Source organism: Pseudomonas sp. (assembly GCF_050739935.1).
Classification (GTDB): Bacteria; Pseudomonadota; Gammaproteobacteria; order Pseudomonadales; family Pseudomonadaceae; genus Aquipseudomonas.
Genome location: NZ_JBOICF010000124.1, coordinates 17,923 through 35,092, shown reverse-complemented (window position 1 = coordinate 35,092; position 17,170 = coordinate 17,923). Strand labels below are relative to the sequence as shown.

Genomic DNA, 17,170 nt, shown 5'->3' with positions numbered 1-17,170 from the left:
GGCACCTGGGTTACAGGACGACGGCAGAAAAATGCAGAATGTTTTTGTAGGACAATATCTGAACACGCAGAGTATAGGTTCAGGTGAGGCAAATCGACATTACCGCTCGGGGTTTATCTTGAGCGCCGACGACTGGCTGACTCGACGGCGGGTTACGGTTCAGCCGGTCAAATCATTGGCTTTCGGGGCGATTAGTGGCATTGCGCCAAAGATAGTTGCTAACGATGTGCGAGGTATTGCAGTAAAACCTCTGCTCACTGCGCGTCAGGCACACCCGTGGAGCTGATTTTACTGTCTCTGCGTCAGGTCACTGGCAAGGTGGAGCGCCACCCGGCAGCTCCTACGCCGGATAGAATCAAAAGCATCGGCTGTGGGTTGATTACGGTTGCACCGGGCGGAGTCACCCGCGTTGGCTATGAAGTGGTTACCGCCCCAACACTTTTCGATAAACCTCAAGCGTCTGCCGGGCGCATTCGTGCCAGGTGTATTGCCGTGCGCGGGCAACGCCCAGTTCGATTTTCTCTTCGCGCAAGGCCGACTTGTCGAGCAGCGCCTGCATGGCTTCGCTAATGCTGTCGACTTCGTAAGGTTCGACCAGCCAAGCGGCGTCGCCCGCGACCTCGGGTAACGAGGTGCTGTTAGACGCAATCACCGGGCAGCGCGCAGCGAATGCTTCGATCACTGGTAGGCCGAAGCCTTCATACAAGGACGGGAAGGTCAGGGCGGTCGCGCTTTGCAGCAGCGCCATGACATCCGACTGCGGCAGGTAGCTCAGCCAACGTCCTTCGCCGCGTTGTTCCAATTCGTGCAGTTTTGGCAACAGGTCTTCGTTGTTCCAGCCATCACGGCCGACGATCACGAGCGGGTGCTCCTTGCGCACATCGGCAGGCAGTTGCTCGAAGGCCTGCAGAATGCGTGGCAGGTTCTTGCGCGGCTGCAGGGTGCCGACGAACAGGAAGAAACCGGGCCTGAGGCCATGTTTCTTCAGCACGGCATTGCGTGTTTCACTGTTGATGCGCTCGAAGTACACCGGCTCGACTCCCAAAGGCGTCACGCTGATGCGCTCAGGATGCACGCCGAGGTGCTGGACCATGTCCAGCTTGCTGAATTCGGAAATGGTGATGATGTGGTCCGACTGCCGGATAGCCACGTTGAATAGCCAGCTTTTCAGGCTGCGCAGATCGTTCTTGATCCACTCCGGGTGCAACATCGGGATGACGTCCATGACACTCGCAATGGTCCGCACCCCCGCGATACGCGGGATGTGGTGGTCAGGCGCGTGAAAGAGGTCGACATTCTTGCGGATCGCTGACGAGTTGCGCAGCGGCAGCCTGAGAAAACCGCTGAGCAGCGCATGCACCGGAAAGCGAGACGCCAGTTGTTCAGGTTGGCCGCACGCTAGTGTCGGCAGGTCTCGACCAAACGCATACGGTTTGATGTGCAAATCCGCCTGGTTTGCCGCGATATCGTCAAGCCCTTGCCACAGCGCGCGCGAATAAGTGCCAATGCCGTCAAGGTGTCCGGCGCGCTCGCCAGAGGCCCAAACGGTGCAGCCCAAACCAATTTCCATGTGTTGTCGTACTCAAATCAAAGGATCATGCGAAGGGCAACGACGCCGCAGTTGTCCGGACACGGGCGGCGAAGTGGTTCAAGGCTGTGTCTTGACCTGATCGCGCCAATAATCCAACAACCTACTAAGAGTTGTCTCCAGGGCAATTGCTGGCTGCCATCCCGTGGTTTGCTTGAGCAGCGTATTGTTGCCGACCGCGATCGGGATGTCGGACGGGCGCAGCCGCTCCGGGTCCTGTTTCACACTGATCGGGACATGGCTTTGCTGCAGCATCAAGTCGAGCACGTCGCGGATTTTGCGCGACCGTCCACTGGCGATGTTAAGGCATAGCGGATGCCCGGGTTGACCTGCCAGATCGAGCAGCTGGATATAGGCATCGCAGACATCTTCAACGTCGAGGAAATCGCGAATGGCGTCCAGATTGCCGACCTTGAGCACCGGTGTTTGCTGACCCGCTTCGATCAACGCGATCTGACGGGCAAATGAGGCGGTGACGAAATCGGGACTTTGCTGGGCCCCGATATGGTTGAAAGGGCGGGCAATCACGCCGTCCAAGTCCTGGCGAAAGTATTCACGGAACGCATATTCGGCTGCGACCTTGCTGGCCGCGTAGGGATTCAGCGGCTGGGGCAGGGTGTCTTCGCTCACTGCGATGCCCGACTTGAAGGCTGCGCCGTATACTTCCGAGGAACTGGGGAACAGCGTGAAGGCATTCGGCGCGTGCCGCCGAATCGCTTCGAGCAGGTTCATGCTGCCGATCACGTTGGTCTGCCAAGTCAGAAGGGGTTCCTTGAAGCTGGTCGGCACGTGAGAAATCGCCGCCAGATGGACGATATGCGTTGGTTGGGCACTGGCAATCGCTTGTGCCAGTGCGCCCGCATCACGGATATCGCAGTTGAGGTATTCGTCGGCCATGCTAGGCGCAGGACTGACATTGCCGCCCAATGCGACCACTTCGTAACCGGCGGTTTTCAAGCGGCCGGTGAGGATTTTGCCAACGAATCCGTTGGCCCCTGTCAGCAGTAGGCGTGGCACGATGTCTTACTCCTTCACTGGAGAAATCAGGTCAAGCTGCTCCAGCCAAATGGCCAGCGCTTTGCGCAGGTTTTCACGCTCGTAGCGCAGCAGGTTTCGATGGCCTGCGGCAACCATCGCCTCATACAGGCCCGGTTCCGAATTGAGGAAGTGCGCCGCCATGGCGAAGTCCACCGGATCATCGCTCTCCAACAGCAATCCACCTTCTCCCAGCGTATCGGGGATGTTCGAGCGAGCCTGTGTGACCACGGGAAGCGATGCATAGTTCGCTTCCAGCAGTGGCATGCAGAAACCTTCGTGAGCACTGGCGCACCAGTATTGATGGGCGTTCTGGTACAACCAGCGCAGTTCGGCTTCGGAGCATTTGCCCACCAGCAACACGTTTTCTTCCAAGCCCAGGTTGCGAACATGCAATTGCAGACCACGCGCGTAGGCCTCGCTGGTCGTGCCGCCGACAATGATCAGGCGCTGGGGCGGCTGTTCGGTACCTCGCTGGTTCTGCAACAGATGGTAAAAGGCTTCGATCAGCAGGTATTGACGCTTGTTCTCGGCGAGCCGGCCTACGGCGAGGTAAAACCGGGTGCCCACCGGCCGCTGGCGCATGAACTCCGGCTGGCTCTTGGTGCCTTCCAGACGGCGGGTGTCAACCAGCAACGGCAGGGTCTTGCTGCGCGTGTAACCGGCCTCCACCAACTCGCTTTCGTTAAGTGGGGAGTCGGCTAGCGCGTGGATGAATTCGTCACGCCATTCGCGCAGTTGCTCCAGCCCAAGCTCGGCGTAGCGGCGCAAGCCTCCTCCCTCTGGAAAGAATTCCGGCGGCGTGATGTTGTGATAGACCATGGCTTTTTTGCACGCCTGCTTCAACAACCATGATCCATGATCATGCCCCATGGAATGGTGATACATCAGCAGGTCGCATTGCGACGAATGAAAGGTACGCGCAGGCAATATCTGTCCGGCCATTTGATCGGGGATGGCGAAGCTGTAGATGTCGGACTCAAAGCCCAGATCGCGCAGCAGGCTGCGCGTGAACAGTAAACCGTTGGTAACTCCATCTCCCGCTGCGACCGTTGCTGCAAATTGATCGATACGCTTGTTGGTCATAGCTGGCCCTTGCGAGCCGTGACCGCATAATCCTGCGGGCCGTAAAACAATGCATCACAGCGACGAGCCACTTCGCTGTCTTCGGTGAGCGCGTACTCACGAGGGATTGGATTCAGGCGATGAATCTCGACGTTTTCAAAACCTTTGAATTCGACCAGGAATTCTGTGAACGCCGGCGGCAGCGGGTGAATATGCGTCGGGTCGGTATGGAAGTGGGTTGCAGCGCTGATGATATTTTCCGGGTTGGGCGTTTCGAAAATAATCGTGCCGCCCGGCGCCAGGACACGCTGGCACTGATCCAGCAGGATGTTGAACTGCTCGAAACTCAAATGCTCGATCACATGGAACGCAGAAACGGCAGCAACGCTGTTTTCTTCCTGTTCGGCCAACCAGACCAGTGCATCCTGCTGCACGGCCTTCAGGCCTTGTTCGTGACAGGCCTCGACATTCATTGAATTGAGGTCGATACCGATCCGGGCGTAATTGTCAGGCAGCATGTTCAGCCATTCGCCGCGGCCACAGCCGATATCTACTAGTGGCAGGCCTGCATTGAGCGGCTCGATGTTTTCCAGGATCGGAAGGTAATATGACTGACGTTCACGAATGGTTTGGGCGTCGCCACGGAAGCGGTTTTCGAAAGCCAGGTAGAAGCTGTCCGGAATGCTGCTCGGCACCAGATTCGACGCCGCCGGTTGCGTGGCGACCACGGTCGACTCCGACGCGACCGCGGCTGCTACCGAACGCGGTGCGCGTTCCAGATGGCCCAGGCGTGCTCGCAGTTCCTGCTGAACAAGGCGTTGCTGGTCGAGCTCGGCCTCCAGGCGTTTGATGTATTCGGTTTGTTGGCCATGGGCTACGTTTTGATCTTCCAGCGCGCGTTGTTGGGCTTGCAGGTAGCCATTGAGTTCATCCAGGTGCAGTTGCTGAACCTGAAGCTGGCGCTGCTGGTTTTCGAACAGGTCGCGCTGGTGAACCAGGCCTTCGTTTTGCAGCTTGTGCTGACGGGTCAGCAAATCCATGCGTGCGACGTAATAGCGGCTACGCGGCTCGATGGACGCTAAGGCGTACGCGCTCAGCAGCAGCTTGCCGACCACCGGGATGCGGCGCAGGGTGTTCTTGAGCTTGGCTTTGCGCAGACCGTGGACTTCGGCGCCATGAGCAATACCTTCCGGCGAATAGCGCAGACCGGCGAGCACTTCGAATTTATCGTAGCCGGAACGCAGCTTATGCAGCCCTTGCTGGATTTCGCTGCGCTCAGCCTTGCGCCCCAGCAGGCTTGGGTAGGCTGCCAACAGCAGAGGCTCGTCGTCCAGCTGGATCAGCTCCATCCATCGATATGGCCGGTCGAAGACCTGCGCTGGCGACGGGTCGAATGCCGGCATTGGGCGCTCGCGGGTGTCCAGCTTATAACGCTGAACCTCTGCTTCAATTCGGCGGTTGAGTTCCTGGAAGTCGAGGTCAGGGTTATTGGGTATCAGCATTGCTTACGGTTCCGTCAATGGTCTCGGTAGGGGCGGACAGGCGTTCCAGCGTAGGCGCCAGATCGCAGATGCCGCCAAAGAAGGTCCCGGTGATGCCGGCGACTTCAAAGCCGATGGCGTTATCGTGCCAGTGGTAGCAGTTGGTGGTGTGATCGGCGCCATCGTGCAACGCCAGAGTGATGGTGTACTTGCCAGGCGCCAGGCGCATCGGGAAACGATAGCGCAGGGTCTGGCGCTCGCCCGCCTTCATGACGATCGGGAACTTCAGGTAATGGCTGTTGGTGCCGAAGATGTCCTGGCCGAAACGATCCCGGACCATCAGGCCCAGTGATATGTCTTGCAGGTCGTGGTCGGCGGCGATCGTCACGTCGAGGAGGCCCTTGTCTCCGCTTGCCAGAACCGTGCTCTGGGAGTTCTCGCCAATGAAGGTGACATTCTCCATATAGGCTTGCCGGGAGCCGTAACCGTGTTCTTCGATATGACGACGTTCGCTGTAGTCTTCGTCGTCAGCGCCGAGCAGCTGGTTGTAGATGTTCACTGCATCTTCGGGGTGGCCATCGGCGACCACTTTGCCGCCACTGAGCACAATCGCGCGGTCACAGATCATTTTCACCGCGTTCAGGTCATGGGACACGAAGATGATCGAGCCACCCTTGGCCCGAAACTCCTTGATGCGGCGCATGCACTTTTGCTGGAAGTGTCCGTCTCCCACCGAAAGGGCCTCATCGATCAGAAAGGTGTCGGGGTCTGCATGGATCGCGATGGAAAACGCCAAACGCATGTTCATGCCGGACGAGTACGTGCGGATCGGCTCATGAATGAAGGGACCCAGCTCGGAGAACTCGACAATGGCGTCGCGGCGTTCGTCGATCTGCTGGCGAGTCATGCCCAGGAGCAAACCATTGCCGACGATATTTTGCAGGCCGCTGAGGTTTGGATCGAAACCGGTGCCCAGTTCGAGCAAGCCGGTGACCCTGCCGGAAATCTTTATGTGCCCGGCATCAGGCAGCAGTACGCCGTTGAGCATTTTTAGAAGGGTCGACTTTCCGGCACCATTGCGGCCGAGAATGCCCAGTGTCTCCCCGCTTGCGACGCGGAAAGTAATGTTGTCCAGAGCGCGATGAGTGCGATGGAAACTGCGGCGCAGGACAATTTCCTTGAGCCGGTGCCAGGGTCTGCTGTAGAGCTTGAACTCTTTGCAGACGTTTTCCACTTCAAGCATGGGTGCAACTCTTAATAAATTGGGTATTTTCAGGCGTCGTTGGCTGCCCGATAGGCGGCTTGCACTGAAGAATCAGGACGCGGAGCCTATCATGAGTGGGTGTCCGGAGCATTAGTGACGAGTTTCGAGGAGCCGGTGCCCGGCCCGAATCTGTGCGGAATTTTATCAGGAAGATATGCGCCCTTGAGGCTGAGGCCTTTGTAGGGAGTGCGATGAACTTCGGAAAAGCGGGCACGCCGCGGCCAGAGGGGTGATGGGAGAAACAATTAGCTCTGCCAGAGTCCGCCATCCAGTGCGAATTTGGACAGGTTGGATTTATCAAGACGTCGTTCGCCCTTCATGCCATTGGCAATCTGTATGTTCCGGTGCTTAAACGTCGATTGGTTACATTCAGGACACCGTCGTCATCGAAGATCTTTTTCCGTCAATATCGATTCCTCATTTATGTAATGGCGACAGCTTCTACTCCATCCGGGCTATAAACTGCCGTTTAGACTAACCCGTCTCCTCGTATCGATCCGGGGACCCAAGCACTTTGAATGTCGAAAAGCTTGCCGTATGACAAGGCTGACTATTTTCCTGGAGTGTCATAGACCAGAGTGGTCTATGCAGAATCGGGCGGGAGTGTGACGCGAAGAACAAGCCGAGCCGACGGGGCGTTAAACCCCAATCGGCTCGGTGCCTGTCAATTTCCGAACAGTTTATTCGACCTGTTGACTTCCGCGTCTCCGGTGCTTTCCATCAATGATTTCGCGCCGGAACTGATGTTGCGCGTAGCGTCGGCTTGGGACTGAATGACATCCGACCGCGCAGCGCTGTCTTTCAGCTCTGCGTCGACGAAATCATTCGTGCGTGCCGCCCGTGCCTTCATCGCATCAAGTTTGATCCGGCGCTCTTCAAGCGCTAGCGCCCGGTCTTCGTCCTCAAACCTTTCACTTCGATCCTGCAAATGCCTCTGTTCAGCCTGCTGGGCTGCGCGTGCTGCCTGGGCTTGCTCGCTCGCTTTTTGAGCTGCAGCTTGCTGCTGACGTTGGTAGGCCTGCTGTTGGGCTTGCTGGCGTGCGCGCTCTGCTTCGTACGCTCGCTTCTCCTGGGCCTGCTGGGCAGCTACAAGTTGCCTCTGCTTCTCCTGTTGTGCGGCCTCAATCTGCTTTTGCTGGACTTCGATTTCATGCAGCTGTTCGAATTGGTTCTGGGCCATGATCGGACCCGCGACAAATCCCAGCACCAAGCACAGATATCTGTAGTTCATTGGCGATCTCAGTTCTTGGAAAGTTCAGGGCAGGCGGCGTTGGGCTGAATACGCGTTTCGTTTTTCAGGGTTTTAACCATGAGGGAGATTTCGCCAGCCTTGAATTCACAGATCTTGCCGACCTGAGCGGACGTGAAAATCTTGCCCTCTTCCGAGTAGCCAATAAGTACTCCAGGAACAAGTGTGGTGTCGTTGACCATTGAACCGGCCAATGCACCTGCAGCGCCGCCAGCAACTCCACCGACTAATGCTGTGTCACGATTTTTAGTCGCGCCGAGTGCTCCGCCGGCTGCCAGGCCAAGTACACCTCCGACCAGGGTCGCCGCTTGACGATTGCGCTCGTTGGAGACTTTGATTTTGGCGGGGGATACCGAAATGATTTTTACGGTTTTAGCTTCTTGCTGAGAGTTCACCTGGCTGGAGTCGAATACATCCGCCTGGTTTTCCTCGCCAGTGGATTGGCATCCAGTGATGAACGCCGCGAGGGAGATTACGAGCACGCCATGTTTGAACATCTACTGCATCCTTGAAAGGTAGGGGAGTTCACCCGCTCCCGCGTCCACAGCTATCCGTGCACCGGTACTATCGAGTGATGTCAAAATGATCTTATCGTCTGACGCGGGGCTCGTAAATGTTTTGGATACAGCTGTTTTTTGGAAAAGTTCCATCGGAGGATGGCGCGCTGACGTATTTCCGGTCGTAATTTTCTCCATCCACGCCTAAAGATATGGGCCAAACCCGCGATACGGCTAGTTACACCTGTCGTTCACGGACCACCGATCTACAACAACTGCCGATCATTTTTAACGACAAAATGATCCTTCCTGCATACAAGGAAATCGTCGTGACGTTGAACCTACGCCGCAAGGTCATTCTCCTTGCCATCATTCCAAGCCTGTTACTGGCAGCGGTTATCAGTTGCAGCACCTGGCTCGTCCTGCAAAAGCTGGCGGCTCAGGAAGTCGAACAGACCCGGGCGCTGCTGCTTGACGAGCGCAAACTGTCGCTGAAGAACTACCAGCAGATCGGCGAAGCGGCGATCAAGCCGATCTACGACGCCTCCGCACCGGGCGATATGGAAGCCCGTGATCGGGCGCTGCAAGTGCTCAAGGGCTTGCAATACGACAAAGCCAGTTACTTCTTCGGCTACAACTCGCAATACGTGCGTGTGTTCTGGGCCAACAAGGATCTGGACATCGGCAAGAACTTCTCCGACGCCAAGGATGCCAATGGCGTTTTCGTGATTCGTGGGCTGGTGGATAAAGCCAAAGACGGCACCCATTTCTTCCGCTATGACTGGCCGACGCCCGGCAGCGACAAGCCGATCCCGAAACTGGGCTACACCAACTACCTGCAGAAGTGGGATCTGGCATTCGGCACCCAGGCCAATCTGGACGACATCGACCAGCAAGTCGAAGCCGTGGCCGCCACCACGCAGAACCGCATCAGCTCCTCGGCGGCGCTGATCGTGGCCATCGTCGCTGTGCTGCTGATCATCGTCGCGCTGATAGCGGTGTTCCTCGGCAACGGGCTGGTCAAACCGGTGCTGGTGATCAAGCAGAACCTGGACGACATCGCCGCCGGTGACGGTGACCTGACCCGCCGTCTGCCTGAAACCAGCAATGACGAATTGGGCGCACTGGCCAAATCCTTCAATCTGTTCGTCGAGAAGATCCACGGCCTGGTGCGGCAGATCGCTGAAATGACCGGGCAGCTCAACGGTCTGGTTAATGACATGTCCACCCAGGCGCAACGGTCCGAGCAAGCGATGGGCCGCCAGCGTCAGGAGACCGATCAGGTCGCGACCGCCATTCACGAGATGTCCTCGGCAGCGCATCAGGTGTCGATCAGTGCTCAAGGCGCTTCGCAAGCAGCACGCAAGACCAGCGACGTGGGGCTGGATGCGAAAACCGTGGTGAACAAAAGCATCGACAGCATTCACGCGCTGATCGGTGAAATCGGCGAGAGCAGCTCGTCGCTCGACCATCTGCGTCAGGACGTACAGAACATCGCCACGGTCGTGGACGTGATTCGTTCGGTCGCCGAGCAGACCAATTTGCTGGCACTCAACGCGGCCATCGAGGCGGCGCGGGCAGGGGATGCTGGTCGTGGGTTTGCGGTGGTGGCCGACGAGGTTCGTGCCCTGGCCAGTCGCACGCAGCAAAGCACCCAGGAAATCCATGACATGATCAGTTCACTGCAGCGCGGCGCTCAGGAAGCGGTGGTGGCGATGACTCGTTCCAGCGATACCGGCAAGACCACCGGTGAACTGGCGAACGAGGCGGGCACGTCATTGGACGCCATCGGGCAGTTGATCGAAACCATCAATGACATGAACGCGCAGATCGCCAGCGCTGCCGAAGAGCAGACTGCTGTCGCCGAAGAGATCAGCCGCAGCATCACCCAGATCGCCCAAGCCGTGGACACCGTTGCCGACGACGCCCACAGCGGCGCCCACACCGCGCGTAGCCTGACGGAATTAGGGAATCGACTGGGTGGGTTGGTGAAGCAGTTCAGGATTTGAATCATCGGTGGCCCCCATCGTCGCGGGTGCCGATCCAAGGTAAGCGCTTGACTCGACGGTCAATAAGCCACCAAGGGATAAGGTTCTTCACGAAGAGGCGGGTACGACCACCGAATTTTCAGCGGTCGGTCCTTCGCATGCATTCGAGGACGCCACTTGCATTGCTTTCCCGCCGCACCGGTTGAAGGACAATCAAGCCTGATGCAGGGTCTAGAGGTAACAATTTTCTTTATGGAACGACGGATTTTCGATGTAAAGTCGGCCTCCGTTTCGCCGCTTGATATTGCCTCGGTTTCGGATGGTGCAAGGCGAGCGATGTCTGGCGACCGGTTTTGCGACCGGCCGCCGTACCCATGGATAGGGCGAAGCCTTGGCGCTCTATCAGACCTTCAAGGTAAAAAAGTTAGTGAAGATTTTAGTTACAGGCGGTGCTGGCTTCATTGGTTCAGCTGTAGTACGTCACATCATTTCCAATACCGATGACTCGGTCGTCAATTTAGACAAGCTCACTTATGCGGGCAACCTCGAGTCTCTGCAGACAATTGATCAGAGCGAGCGTTACGCGTTCGAGCATGTCGATATCTGCAATCGCGAACAGCTCGATCGCGTGTTCCGCGAGCACCAGCCTGATGCAGTAATGCACCTGGCTGCCGAATCCCACGTCGATCGCTCTATCAGCGGTCCGTCCGAATTCATCCAGACCAACATCTTCGGCACCTACATGTTGCTGGAAGCCGCGCGCAGCTATTGGTCGACACTCGACGAGGCGCGCAGGTCCGCGTTCCGTTTCCACCATATCTCAACCGACGAAGTCTATGGTGACCTGGAGGGGCCGGAAGACCTGTTTACTGAAACCACTCCATACCAACCAAGCTCTCCGTACTCCGCGAGCAAGGCCAGTTCCGATCACCTTGTGCGGGCTTGGGCTCGTACCTACGGCCTGCCAACCCTCGTCACTAACTGCTCAAACAACTACGGCCCGTTTCACTTCCCCGAGAAGCTGATTCCGCTGGTGATTCTCACTGCGCTGGAGGGCAAACCACTGCCGATCTATGGCAAAGGTGACCAGATCCGCGACTGGCTGTTTGTAGAAGACCATGCCCGTGCGCTCTACAAGGTCGTGACCGCAGGCGAAGTAGGCGAGACTTATAACATCGGCGGCCACAACGAGAAGCAGAACATCGAAGTGGTTCGCACCGTATGTGCCTTGCTCGACGAGCTGCGGCCTGACTCCGCGCATAGGCCCCATGTCGACTTGCTGACCTATGTCGAGGACCGCCCGGGCCACGACCTGCGTTATGCGATCGATGCAAGCAAGATCCAGCGCGAACTGGGCTGGGTACCGGAAGAGACGTTCGAGTCGGGCATTCGCAAAACCGTGCAGTGGTACCTGGCAAATCCTGAATGGGTTGCCCGTGTGAAGAGCGGCAGCTACCAGCAGTGGATCGATACGAACTATGCAGCACGTGCCGACAAGGCATGAAGATTCTTCTACTCGGTAAGAATGGTCAGGTTGGATGGGAGTTGCAACGCGCGCTTAGCGTGCTGGGCGAAGTCATCGCCCTTGATCGGCATCCGGTTTCAACCGCTTACGGCACACTCGTCGGTGATCTATCGGACCTTGTCGGGCTTCGCGAGGCCATCCATAGCGTCGCGCCGAATGTCATTGTCAATGCCGCCGCGTATACAGCCGTGGACAAGGCCGAGACCGAGCGCGAGCTCGCTCATATAGTCAACGCCATGGCGAGTCAGGTAATGGCTGAGGAGGCGAAGCGTCTTGACGCGATACTTGTGCATTACTCAACCGACTATGTCTTCGACGGCACTGGCACAAATGCCTGGAAGGAAAGCGACGCAGTCTCTCCAGTCAATTACTACGGCGCCACCAAGCTGGAAGGCGAGCAACTGATCGTAGCAGCTGGGTGCAAGCACCTGATCTTTCGCACCAGTTGGGTTTACGCTGCAAGAGGTAATAACTTTGCGAAGACCATGCTGCGGCTCGCCAAGGATCGGACTACTCTCAATGTGATTGCAGATCAGATTGGGGTGCCCACTGGCGCCGATCTCCTGGCGGATACCGCAGTGGCCGCGTTGCAACAAGCGCTGATCAACCCCGAGCTTTGTGGTATTTACCATTTGGCGCCAGCGGGGGAAACGTCATGGCATGCCTACGCCACTTACGTTATCGACTTCGCTCAATCCAAGGGTGAACTGCTGGCCGTAAAGACGATCAACCCTGTCGCGACCACCGAATACCCTACACCCGCCAGCCGTCCGTTGAATTCTCGCCTTGCGACGGAAAAGCTACGTGACTCTTTCTCTCTACACTTGCCTGATTGGCAAAGTGGTGTAACCCGAATGCTTATGGAAGCCCTGAACACATGAACATGACCAACCGTAAGGGAATTATTCTGGCCGGCGGTTCCGGGACGCGTCTGCACCCCCTAACGCTGGGGGTTTCGAAGCAGATGCTCCCGATTTACGACAAACCAATGATTTTTTATCCGCTGTCGGTGCTGATGCTGGCCGGCATGCGCGAAATTCTAGTCATCTCCACGCCTGAAGACCTTCCGTGCTTTCAAAAACTACTGGGCGACGGCAGCCATTATGGTGTCGAGTTGACTTACGCAGAACAGCCAAACCCGGACGGCCTCGCCCAGGCGTTCATCATCGGCGAAGAGTTCATCGGCAAAGACCCTTGCTGCCTGATCCTGGGTGACAATATTTTTTATGGCCAGCACTTCTCGGATAATCTTCGCGCTGCCAATGAACAAACCGAGGGCGCGACGGTGTTTGGGTACCACGTCCGCGACCCCGAACGCTTTGGAGTCGTCGAGTTTGACGAAACCGGTCGCGCCCTGAGCATCGAAGAAAAACCAGCTATCCCCAAATCGAGCTACGCAGTGACCGGTCTCTATTTCTATGACAATCAGGTTGTTGAAATTGCCAAGGCTATCAAGCCATCTGAACGGGGCGAACTAGAAATCACCGATGTCAACCGCAGGTACTTGGAACAGAGAAGCCTGACGGTTCAAATGCTCGGCCGAGGGTTTGCCTGGTTGGACACTGGGACACACGAGTCGCTGTTGGAGGCGAGCCAGTTCGTGCATACCATTGAGCAGCGCCAGGGTTGGAAAGTGGCTTGTCTTGAAGAGATTGCGTATACCAATGGTTGGATAACAGCGGAACAGGTTGGCGCTCAAGCGGATAAGTTGAAAAAAACTGGGTATGGGCAGTACTTGAAAAGGCTGTTGGAGCATGGCGACGTAGAAGTTTCTGCTCTTTGACATAAGGCTATAGCAGCGCGTCCGCTGATTTTTCAATGTCGCGGCGCTGCTGCTTGGCTACATCGTGTAAGTTGATAAAGAACAGCGCTCTCTATTCTCGGTCAGGCTAATGTCAGGTTAGCGCTCTGATCTGAGCGCGCCGACATTGCCGGAACTGCGTCACGCTCGTCAGAGCGTAGTTTCGCAACATGTTCAGTTTTTATAAGGTCTCATACGTTCGTTCCGCTATTGATCGTGGTTAGGTGGTTTAAGCAATACCAAAATGAAGATTAGCCCAATGCGATTAAACGTTACTTTCGTCTGTTCTTTTTTCTGAGAACGCCATTTTCGAAAGCATGAAGGTAATCGGCAAAGTAATCGCAATGGCCGCTAAAGGGGCTATCCGATCATCCCATTGCACTTTTTCAACCCACCACCATAGAATTGTCAAACTTAGAAAATATTGTAATGCGTAAATGAGTGGTAACATTAGGGCTGATTTTAAACCGCGATGGCTTTTGAAAACGAAAAATCTATTTAAACCATAAGCGAGAACAATTCCTGCTAGGTATGAAATGGTGTAACTGATTCTATAGGTGAGGAACGTGAGTAAGACTAGATATATTCCGTAAGTCAGGGCGGTATTAAAGCCGCCTGATATCAGGAATCGGCCAAGATGCAGTTTTGATAATTTTGAGACGTCTATCATCGTTTGCTGGGCCTTAGTCGACACTTTTCACGAGCGACTTGAATTCGTCGTAGTTACGAATGTAGTCGTCCGCATCGTAGTAGTGCGAGGCAAACACCATAAGTACCGCATCCTGCGAATAGCGATATTGAATTCCCCAAGTCATCGGCGGCAGGTGGATGCCTTTATTTGGACTATCCAGTACAAATTCTTCGCGATTCACTCCATCGTCTGCTACGACATGAACAGAGCCTTTGACCGCGACGAGGAACTGGTGGCAGACCCGATGTGCGTGTTCGCCTCGGGTTTCAGCTGTAGGAACATCGTAGACGAGAAAGTACCGTTCGCACTTGAATGGAACAGAGCGTTCAAATTCCCCTGCAGATAGACTCCCGCGAATGTCGGCCACTTCTTTCATCCCGTGCAGCGTTACGCCGTGAACCGATGTTCCAATTACCCCCTCTTGGCCGAGGTTTTGTTGCGGCTCAGTACCGACCGTCGCTGGTTTTGCATCAACATAGCCGATAATCTTAGCTGGATTGCCTACAACGATTGCATTCGGCGGAATAGACCGGGTCACGACCGCGCCGGCCCCGATCATCGCGTTGATGCCAATGGTCAACCCAGGAAGGATGGTACAGTTTGCACCCAACGAAGCCCCTTTTCGAATGATTGTCCACGCGAAGGTTTGCGGGTATACCTTGCTGCGTGGAAACAGGTCATTAGTGAATGTCGCATTCGGGCCAATAAAAACGTCATCTTCGATGGTGATGCCATCCCAGACTTGTACACCACATTTTATTGTTACTCGATCACCAATGATTACATCGTTCTCGATAAACACGTTATCGCAAACATTGCATTCACTGCCCAATATCGCTCCCGGTAATATATGGGCGAACGCCCAGACTCGGGTGTCCTTACCAATATTCGCTGATTCACAAAGCGCATGGCTATGGACGAAAAAATTCCTAGTGTTGCTCATGGCTACCTCCAAAATCTTCTACCCGCATTGGTATTGCCAATGGCCGATTTTTTGTATTCTCGTAAGTGCGCCATGCGTATGAACCCACGATACCTAGCCCTAGAAGGTTCAGGCATCCTAAGAAGGTGATCGCAAGCATGATCATCGCGTAGCCCGGCACTTCAATCATGCCGTTCAGTTTGGCAATCACCGTGAACATCCCAAATAGAACAGCCAACGCCGATCCAAGGGCGCCGACCCGGGTGAGCAGTCTGATCGGCAAGTCAGTGAAAGAGAAGACACTGTCCATCAGATAGTTGACTTTTTTGCGCAGTGTCCAAGCCGACGTTCCGTGGACCCGTTCCTGACGGGAGTAAGTAACGACCTCTCGGCGGTAACCCAGCCAGAAAATTTGTGCAATCAGCGAGCTGTGTCGCTCGTCCAATGTGAGCAATGTGTCCCTGAAAGCTTTGTTACAGGCGAACATGTCTACTCCGCCAGGCGGGATTTCCGGTATCACATAACGACGATAGAGGCCCCAGAATATTCTTGATGCGGTCCGGGTGGCCCACGGGTCCTGGCGTCCTTCACGAACGCCGACGACTACGTCGGTGTCGAGACGCAGCAGCACCTGGTTCATCTCAAGGACGAGTTCAGGTGGCTCCTGGAGATCCGCTGCCATGACTGCAAATCGATCACCACTACCATGTTTCAAGCCCGTGCGGATCGCCATGAAGGAGCCAAAGTTTTTTGACAGCAGAATCAGCTTTGACCTGAGGGGGCGAACGGGCAATTGTTCCCTGAGAATTTCATAGGAACGGTCAGGGCTGCCGTCTACCACAAAGACCACCTCCAGCTCACCGTCCAGCTTCTGATCTAGTTTTCCCACGGCTATGAGTAAGTCAGGCAGATTGCTTTCATTGCGATAAACGGGGATGACCAACGTAAGCAAAGTCATATCTCCTTAAGAAAATAGGCCGTCACGGCGTCGATGACCCGGTTGACCTCTTCATCGCCAAGGCCTGGGAAGCAAGGCAACGAAATGACTGTTTTGCACGCGTATTCAGTGATGGGCAGAGCGTACTGTTGCTCTGCTTCATACGCTGCCTGCCTGTGATCTGCGATTGGATAATGAATATCGGTGCTGATCATCTTATCCTTTAGCGCAGCAGCGAATCCGGCTCGATCTTTAACACGCACTACATAAAGGTGGGCTACATAATCTTCGGCGACCGAAGGAGGTAGATCGAGGTCCAGCTTGGCAAACGCTGCATTGTAACGCTGCGCAATCGACCGGCGCTGCTCGTTCCAGCGGTCCAGGAGGGGCAGTTTGATACGAAGTATCGCCGCTTGGATTTCGTCCAGACGGCTGTTTCTACCGCCTGGGAGAGCGACCTGATATTTTTTTTCCCAACCGTATTGCCGAAGTTGGCGGACACGGGTCGCAAGCTTCTCATCGCTGGTCACCACTGCTCCGCCATCGCCAAGCGCACCCAGATTTTTGGTGGGATAGAAGCTGAAACATCCTATGGTGCCGAAGCTTCCGGCCTGCTTTCCATTGCGTCGAGCTCCGTGGGATTGAGCGCAGTCCTCAAGCACCGGAATGCCAGCTTCGGACGCCAATTGCACGATCTCTTCGACATTGGCGAGTTGGCCGTAGAGGTGTGTAATGATAATCACCGCTGGCTGTGTCGCAGCGATCACCGCGGACAGCGATTCTTTACACAAAGTTAAAGTAACCGGATCGACATCAGCATAGACCGGCGTCGCCCCTACGGCGTGAATTGCTGTACTGCCGTAGAAGCCCGCGTTCGCAACGGTAGCAACCCGGTCACCAGAGACTACGCCCAACCCCCGGAGTGCCAATTCGAGAGCATCAGATCCGTTGGCAACGCTAATGCAGTGATCGACGCCTACATATGAGGCAAATTCCTCCTCGAACCGCGTAACCTCGGTGCCCAGAACGTACCAGTGACTGTCCAATACCGCTTTTATTGATGCCGTGAAGTCAAGTCCCGCATTTGCCTTCGCCGCGGAGAAGAGAGGGATGTTGTTCATAATGAC

At 55.8% G+C, this 17,170-nt stretch carries 15 protein-coding genes; 4 read left to right on the top strand and 11 right to left on the bottom strand.

Features of this window, described 5'->3' with window-relative positions:
- Positions 1-424: 424 nt before the first annotated feature.
- From ACRER8_RS24900 to ACRER8_RS24870, 7 genes are all read right to left on the bottom strand, one after another.
- Positions 425-1,570, bottom strand: a complete 1,146-nt coding sequence (locus ACRER8_RS24900) for a glycosyltransferase family 4 protein (RefSeq protein ID WP_431748831.1) — start codon at positions 1,568-1,570, stop codon at positions 425-427.
- A gap of 78 nt (positions 1,571-1,648) precedes the next feature.
- Entirely contained in the window at positions 1,649-2,605 is a 957-nt protein-coding gene (locus ACRER8_RS24895) for a GDP-mannose 4,6-dehydratase (protein ID WP_431748830.1), read from the bottom strand.
- A gap of 6 nt (positions 2,606-2,611) precedes the next feature.
- Complete coding sequence (locus ACRER8_RS24890) at positions 2,612-3,709, bottom strand: glycosyltransferase (RefSeq protein ID WP_431748829.1); 1,098 nt, start codon at positions 3,707-3,709, stop codon at positions 2,612-2,614.
- Positions 3,706-5,190, bottom strand: a complete 1,485-nt coding sequence (locus tag ACRER8_RS24885) for a class I SAM-dependent methyltransferase (protein WP_431748828.1) — start codon at positions 5,188-5,190, stop codon at positions 3,706-3,708. Before ACRER8_RS24885 ends, ACRER8_RS24890 begins: the two co-directional genes overlap by 4 nt.
- Entirely contained in the window at positions 5,174-6,412 is a 1,239-nt protein-coding gene (locus ACRER8_RS24880; RefSeq protein ID WP_431748827.1) for an ABC transporter ATP-binding protein, read from the bottom strand. The genes ACRER8_RS24885 and ACRER8_RS24880 overlap by 17 nt, the downstream gene beginning before the upstream one ends.
- 685 nt (positions 6,413-7,097) lie before the next feature.
- Positions 7,098-7,664, bottom strand: a complete 567-nt coding sequence (locus ACRER8_RS24875; protein ID WP_431748826.1) for a DUF5384 family protein — start codon at positions 7,662-7,664, stop codon at positions 7,098-7,100.
- Positions 7,665-7,672: 8 nt separating this feature from the next.
- Positions 7,673-8,179, bottom strand: coding sequence for a hypothetical protein (locus tag ACRER8_RS24870; RefSeq protein ID WP_431748825.1), 507 nt, complete (start codon positions 8,177-8,179; stop codon positions 7,673-7,675).
- A 329-nt stretch (positions 8,180-8,508) separates the two neighbouring features.
- On the opposite strand from ACRER8_RS24870, the gene ACRER8_RS24865 reads away from it, so the two are divergent.
- The 4 genes from ACRER8_RS24865 to rfbA all read left to right on the top strand — a co-directional run bounded on the left by ACRER8_RS24865 (position 8,509) and on the right by rfbA (position 13,475).
- Complete coding sequence (locus ACRER8_RS24865) at positions 8,509-10,188, top strand: methyl-accepting chemotaxis protein (protein ID WP_431748824.1); 1,680 nt, start codon at positions 8,509-8,511, stop codon at positions 10,186-10,188.
- A 406-nt stretch (positions 10,189-10,594) separates the two neighbouring features.
- The gene (gene rfbB / locus ACRER8_RS24860; RefSeq protein ID WP_431748857.1) at positions 10,595-11,671 is read left to right on the top strand and encodes a dTDP-glucose 4,6-dehydratase; all 1,077 of its coding nucleotides are present in this window, start codon (positions 10,595-10,597) and stop codon (positions 11,669-11,671) included.
- Positions 11,668-12,573: a dTDP-4-dehydrorhamnose reductase gene (gene rfbD / locus ACRER8_RS24855; protein WP_431748823.1), complete on the top strand. Its 906-nt coding sequence runs from the start codon at positions 11,668-11,670 to the stop codon at positions 12,571-12,573. Before rfbB ends, rfbD begins: the two co-directional genes overlap by 4 nt.
- On the top strand, positions 12,570-13,475 hold the full coding sequence (gene rfbA, locus ACRER8_RS24850; protein ID WP_431748822.1) for a glucose-1-phosphate thymidylyltransferase RfbA: 906 nt from the start codon (positions 12,570-12,572) through the stop codon (positions 13,473-13,475). Before rfbD ends, rfbA begins: the two co-directional genes overlap by 4 nt.
- A gap of 283 nt (positions 13,476-13,758) precedes the next feature.
- Here the strand turns inward: rfbA and ACRER8_RS24845 are convergent, their stop codons facing one another.
- The 4 genes from ACRER8_RS24845 to ACRER8_RS24830 are packed head-to-tail and all read right to left on the bottom strand — an operon-like array spanning position 13,759 to position 17,164.
- Positions 13,759-14,163 carry a GtrA family protein gene (locus tag ACRER8_RS24845; RefSeq protein ID WP_431748821.1) on the bottom strand — a complete coding sequence of 135 codons (405 nt, stop codon included), beginning with the start codon at positions 14,161-14,163 and terminating at the stop codon, positions 13,759-13,761.
- Between the two features lie 13 nt (positions 14,164-14,176).
- Positions 14,177-15,127: a WxcM-like domain-containing protein gene (locus ACRER8_RS24840; RefSeq protein ID WP_431748820.1), complete on the bottom strand. Its 951-nt coding sequence runs from the start codon at positions 15,125-15,127 to the stop codon at positions 14,177-14,179.
- The gene (locus ACRER8_RS24835; RefSeq protein WP_431748819.1) at positions 15,114-16,064 is read right to left on the bottom strand and encodes a glycosyltransferase family 2 protein; all 951 of its coding nucleotides are present in this window, start codon (positions 16,062-16,064) and stop codon (positions 15,114-15,116) included. Before ACRER8_RS24835 ends, ACRER8_RS24840 begins: the two co-directional genes overlap by 14 nt.
- Complete coding sequence (locus ACRER8_RS24830; protein WP_431748818.1) at positions 16,061-17,164, bottom strand: DegT/DnrJ/EryC1/StrS family aminotransferase; 1,104 nt, start codon at positions 17,162-17,164, stop codon at positions 16,061-16,063. Before ACRER8_RS24830 ends, ACRER8_RS24835 begins: the two co-directional genes overlap by 4 nt.
- Between the last annotated feature and the right edge of the window lie 6 nt (positions 17,165-17,170).

Coding starts and splice junctions, on each gene's coding strand:
- ACRER8_RS24900 (WP_431748831.1), bottom strand. CDS start 1,570: ATGGAAATTGGTTTGGGCTGCACCGTTTGGGCCTCTGGCGAGCGCGCC.
- ACRER8_RS24890 (WP_431748829.1), bottom strand. CDS start 3,709: ATGACCAACAAGCGTATCGATCAATTTGCAGCAACGGTCGCAGCGGGA.
- ACRER8_RS24885 (WP_431748828.1), bottom strand. CDS start 5,190: ATGCTGATACCCAATAACCCTGACCTCGACTTCCAGGAACTCAACCGC.
- ACRER8_RS24880 (WP_431748827.1), bottom strand. CDS start 6,412: ATGCTTGAAGTGGAAAACGTCTGCAAAGAGTTCAAGCTCTACAGCAGA.
- ACRER8_RS24875 (WP_431748826.1), bottom strand. CDS start 7,664: ATGAACTACAGATATCTGTGCTTGGTGCTGGGATTTGTCGCGGGTCCG.
- ACRER8_RS24870 (WP_431748825.1), bottom strand. CDS start 8,179: ATGTTCAAACATGGCGTGCTCGTAATCTCCCTCGCGGCGTTCATCACT.
- rfbD (WP_431748823.1), top strand. CDS start 11,668: ATGAAGATTCTTCTACTCGGTAAGAATGGTCAGGTTGGATGGGAGTTG.
- rfbA (WP_431748822.1), top strand. CDS start 12,570: ATGAACATGACCAACCGTAAGGGAATTATTCTGGCCGGCGGTTCCGGG.
- ACRER8_RS24845 (WP_431748821.1), bottom strand. CDS start 14,163: ATGATAGACGTCTCAAAATTATCAAAACTGCATCTTGGCCGATTCCTG.
- ACRER8_RS24840 (WP_431748820.1), bottom strand. CDS start 15,127: ATGAGCAACACTAGGAATTTTTTCGTCCATAGCCATGCGCTTTGTGAA.
- ACRER8_RS24835 (WP_431748819.1), bottom strand. CDS start 16,064: ATGACTTTGCTTACGTTGGTCATCCCCGTTTATCGCAATGAAAGCAAT.
- ACRER8_RS24830 (WP_431748818.1), bottom strand. CDS start 17,164: ATGAACAACATCCCTCTCTTCTCCGCGGCGAAGGCAAATGCGGGACTT.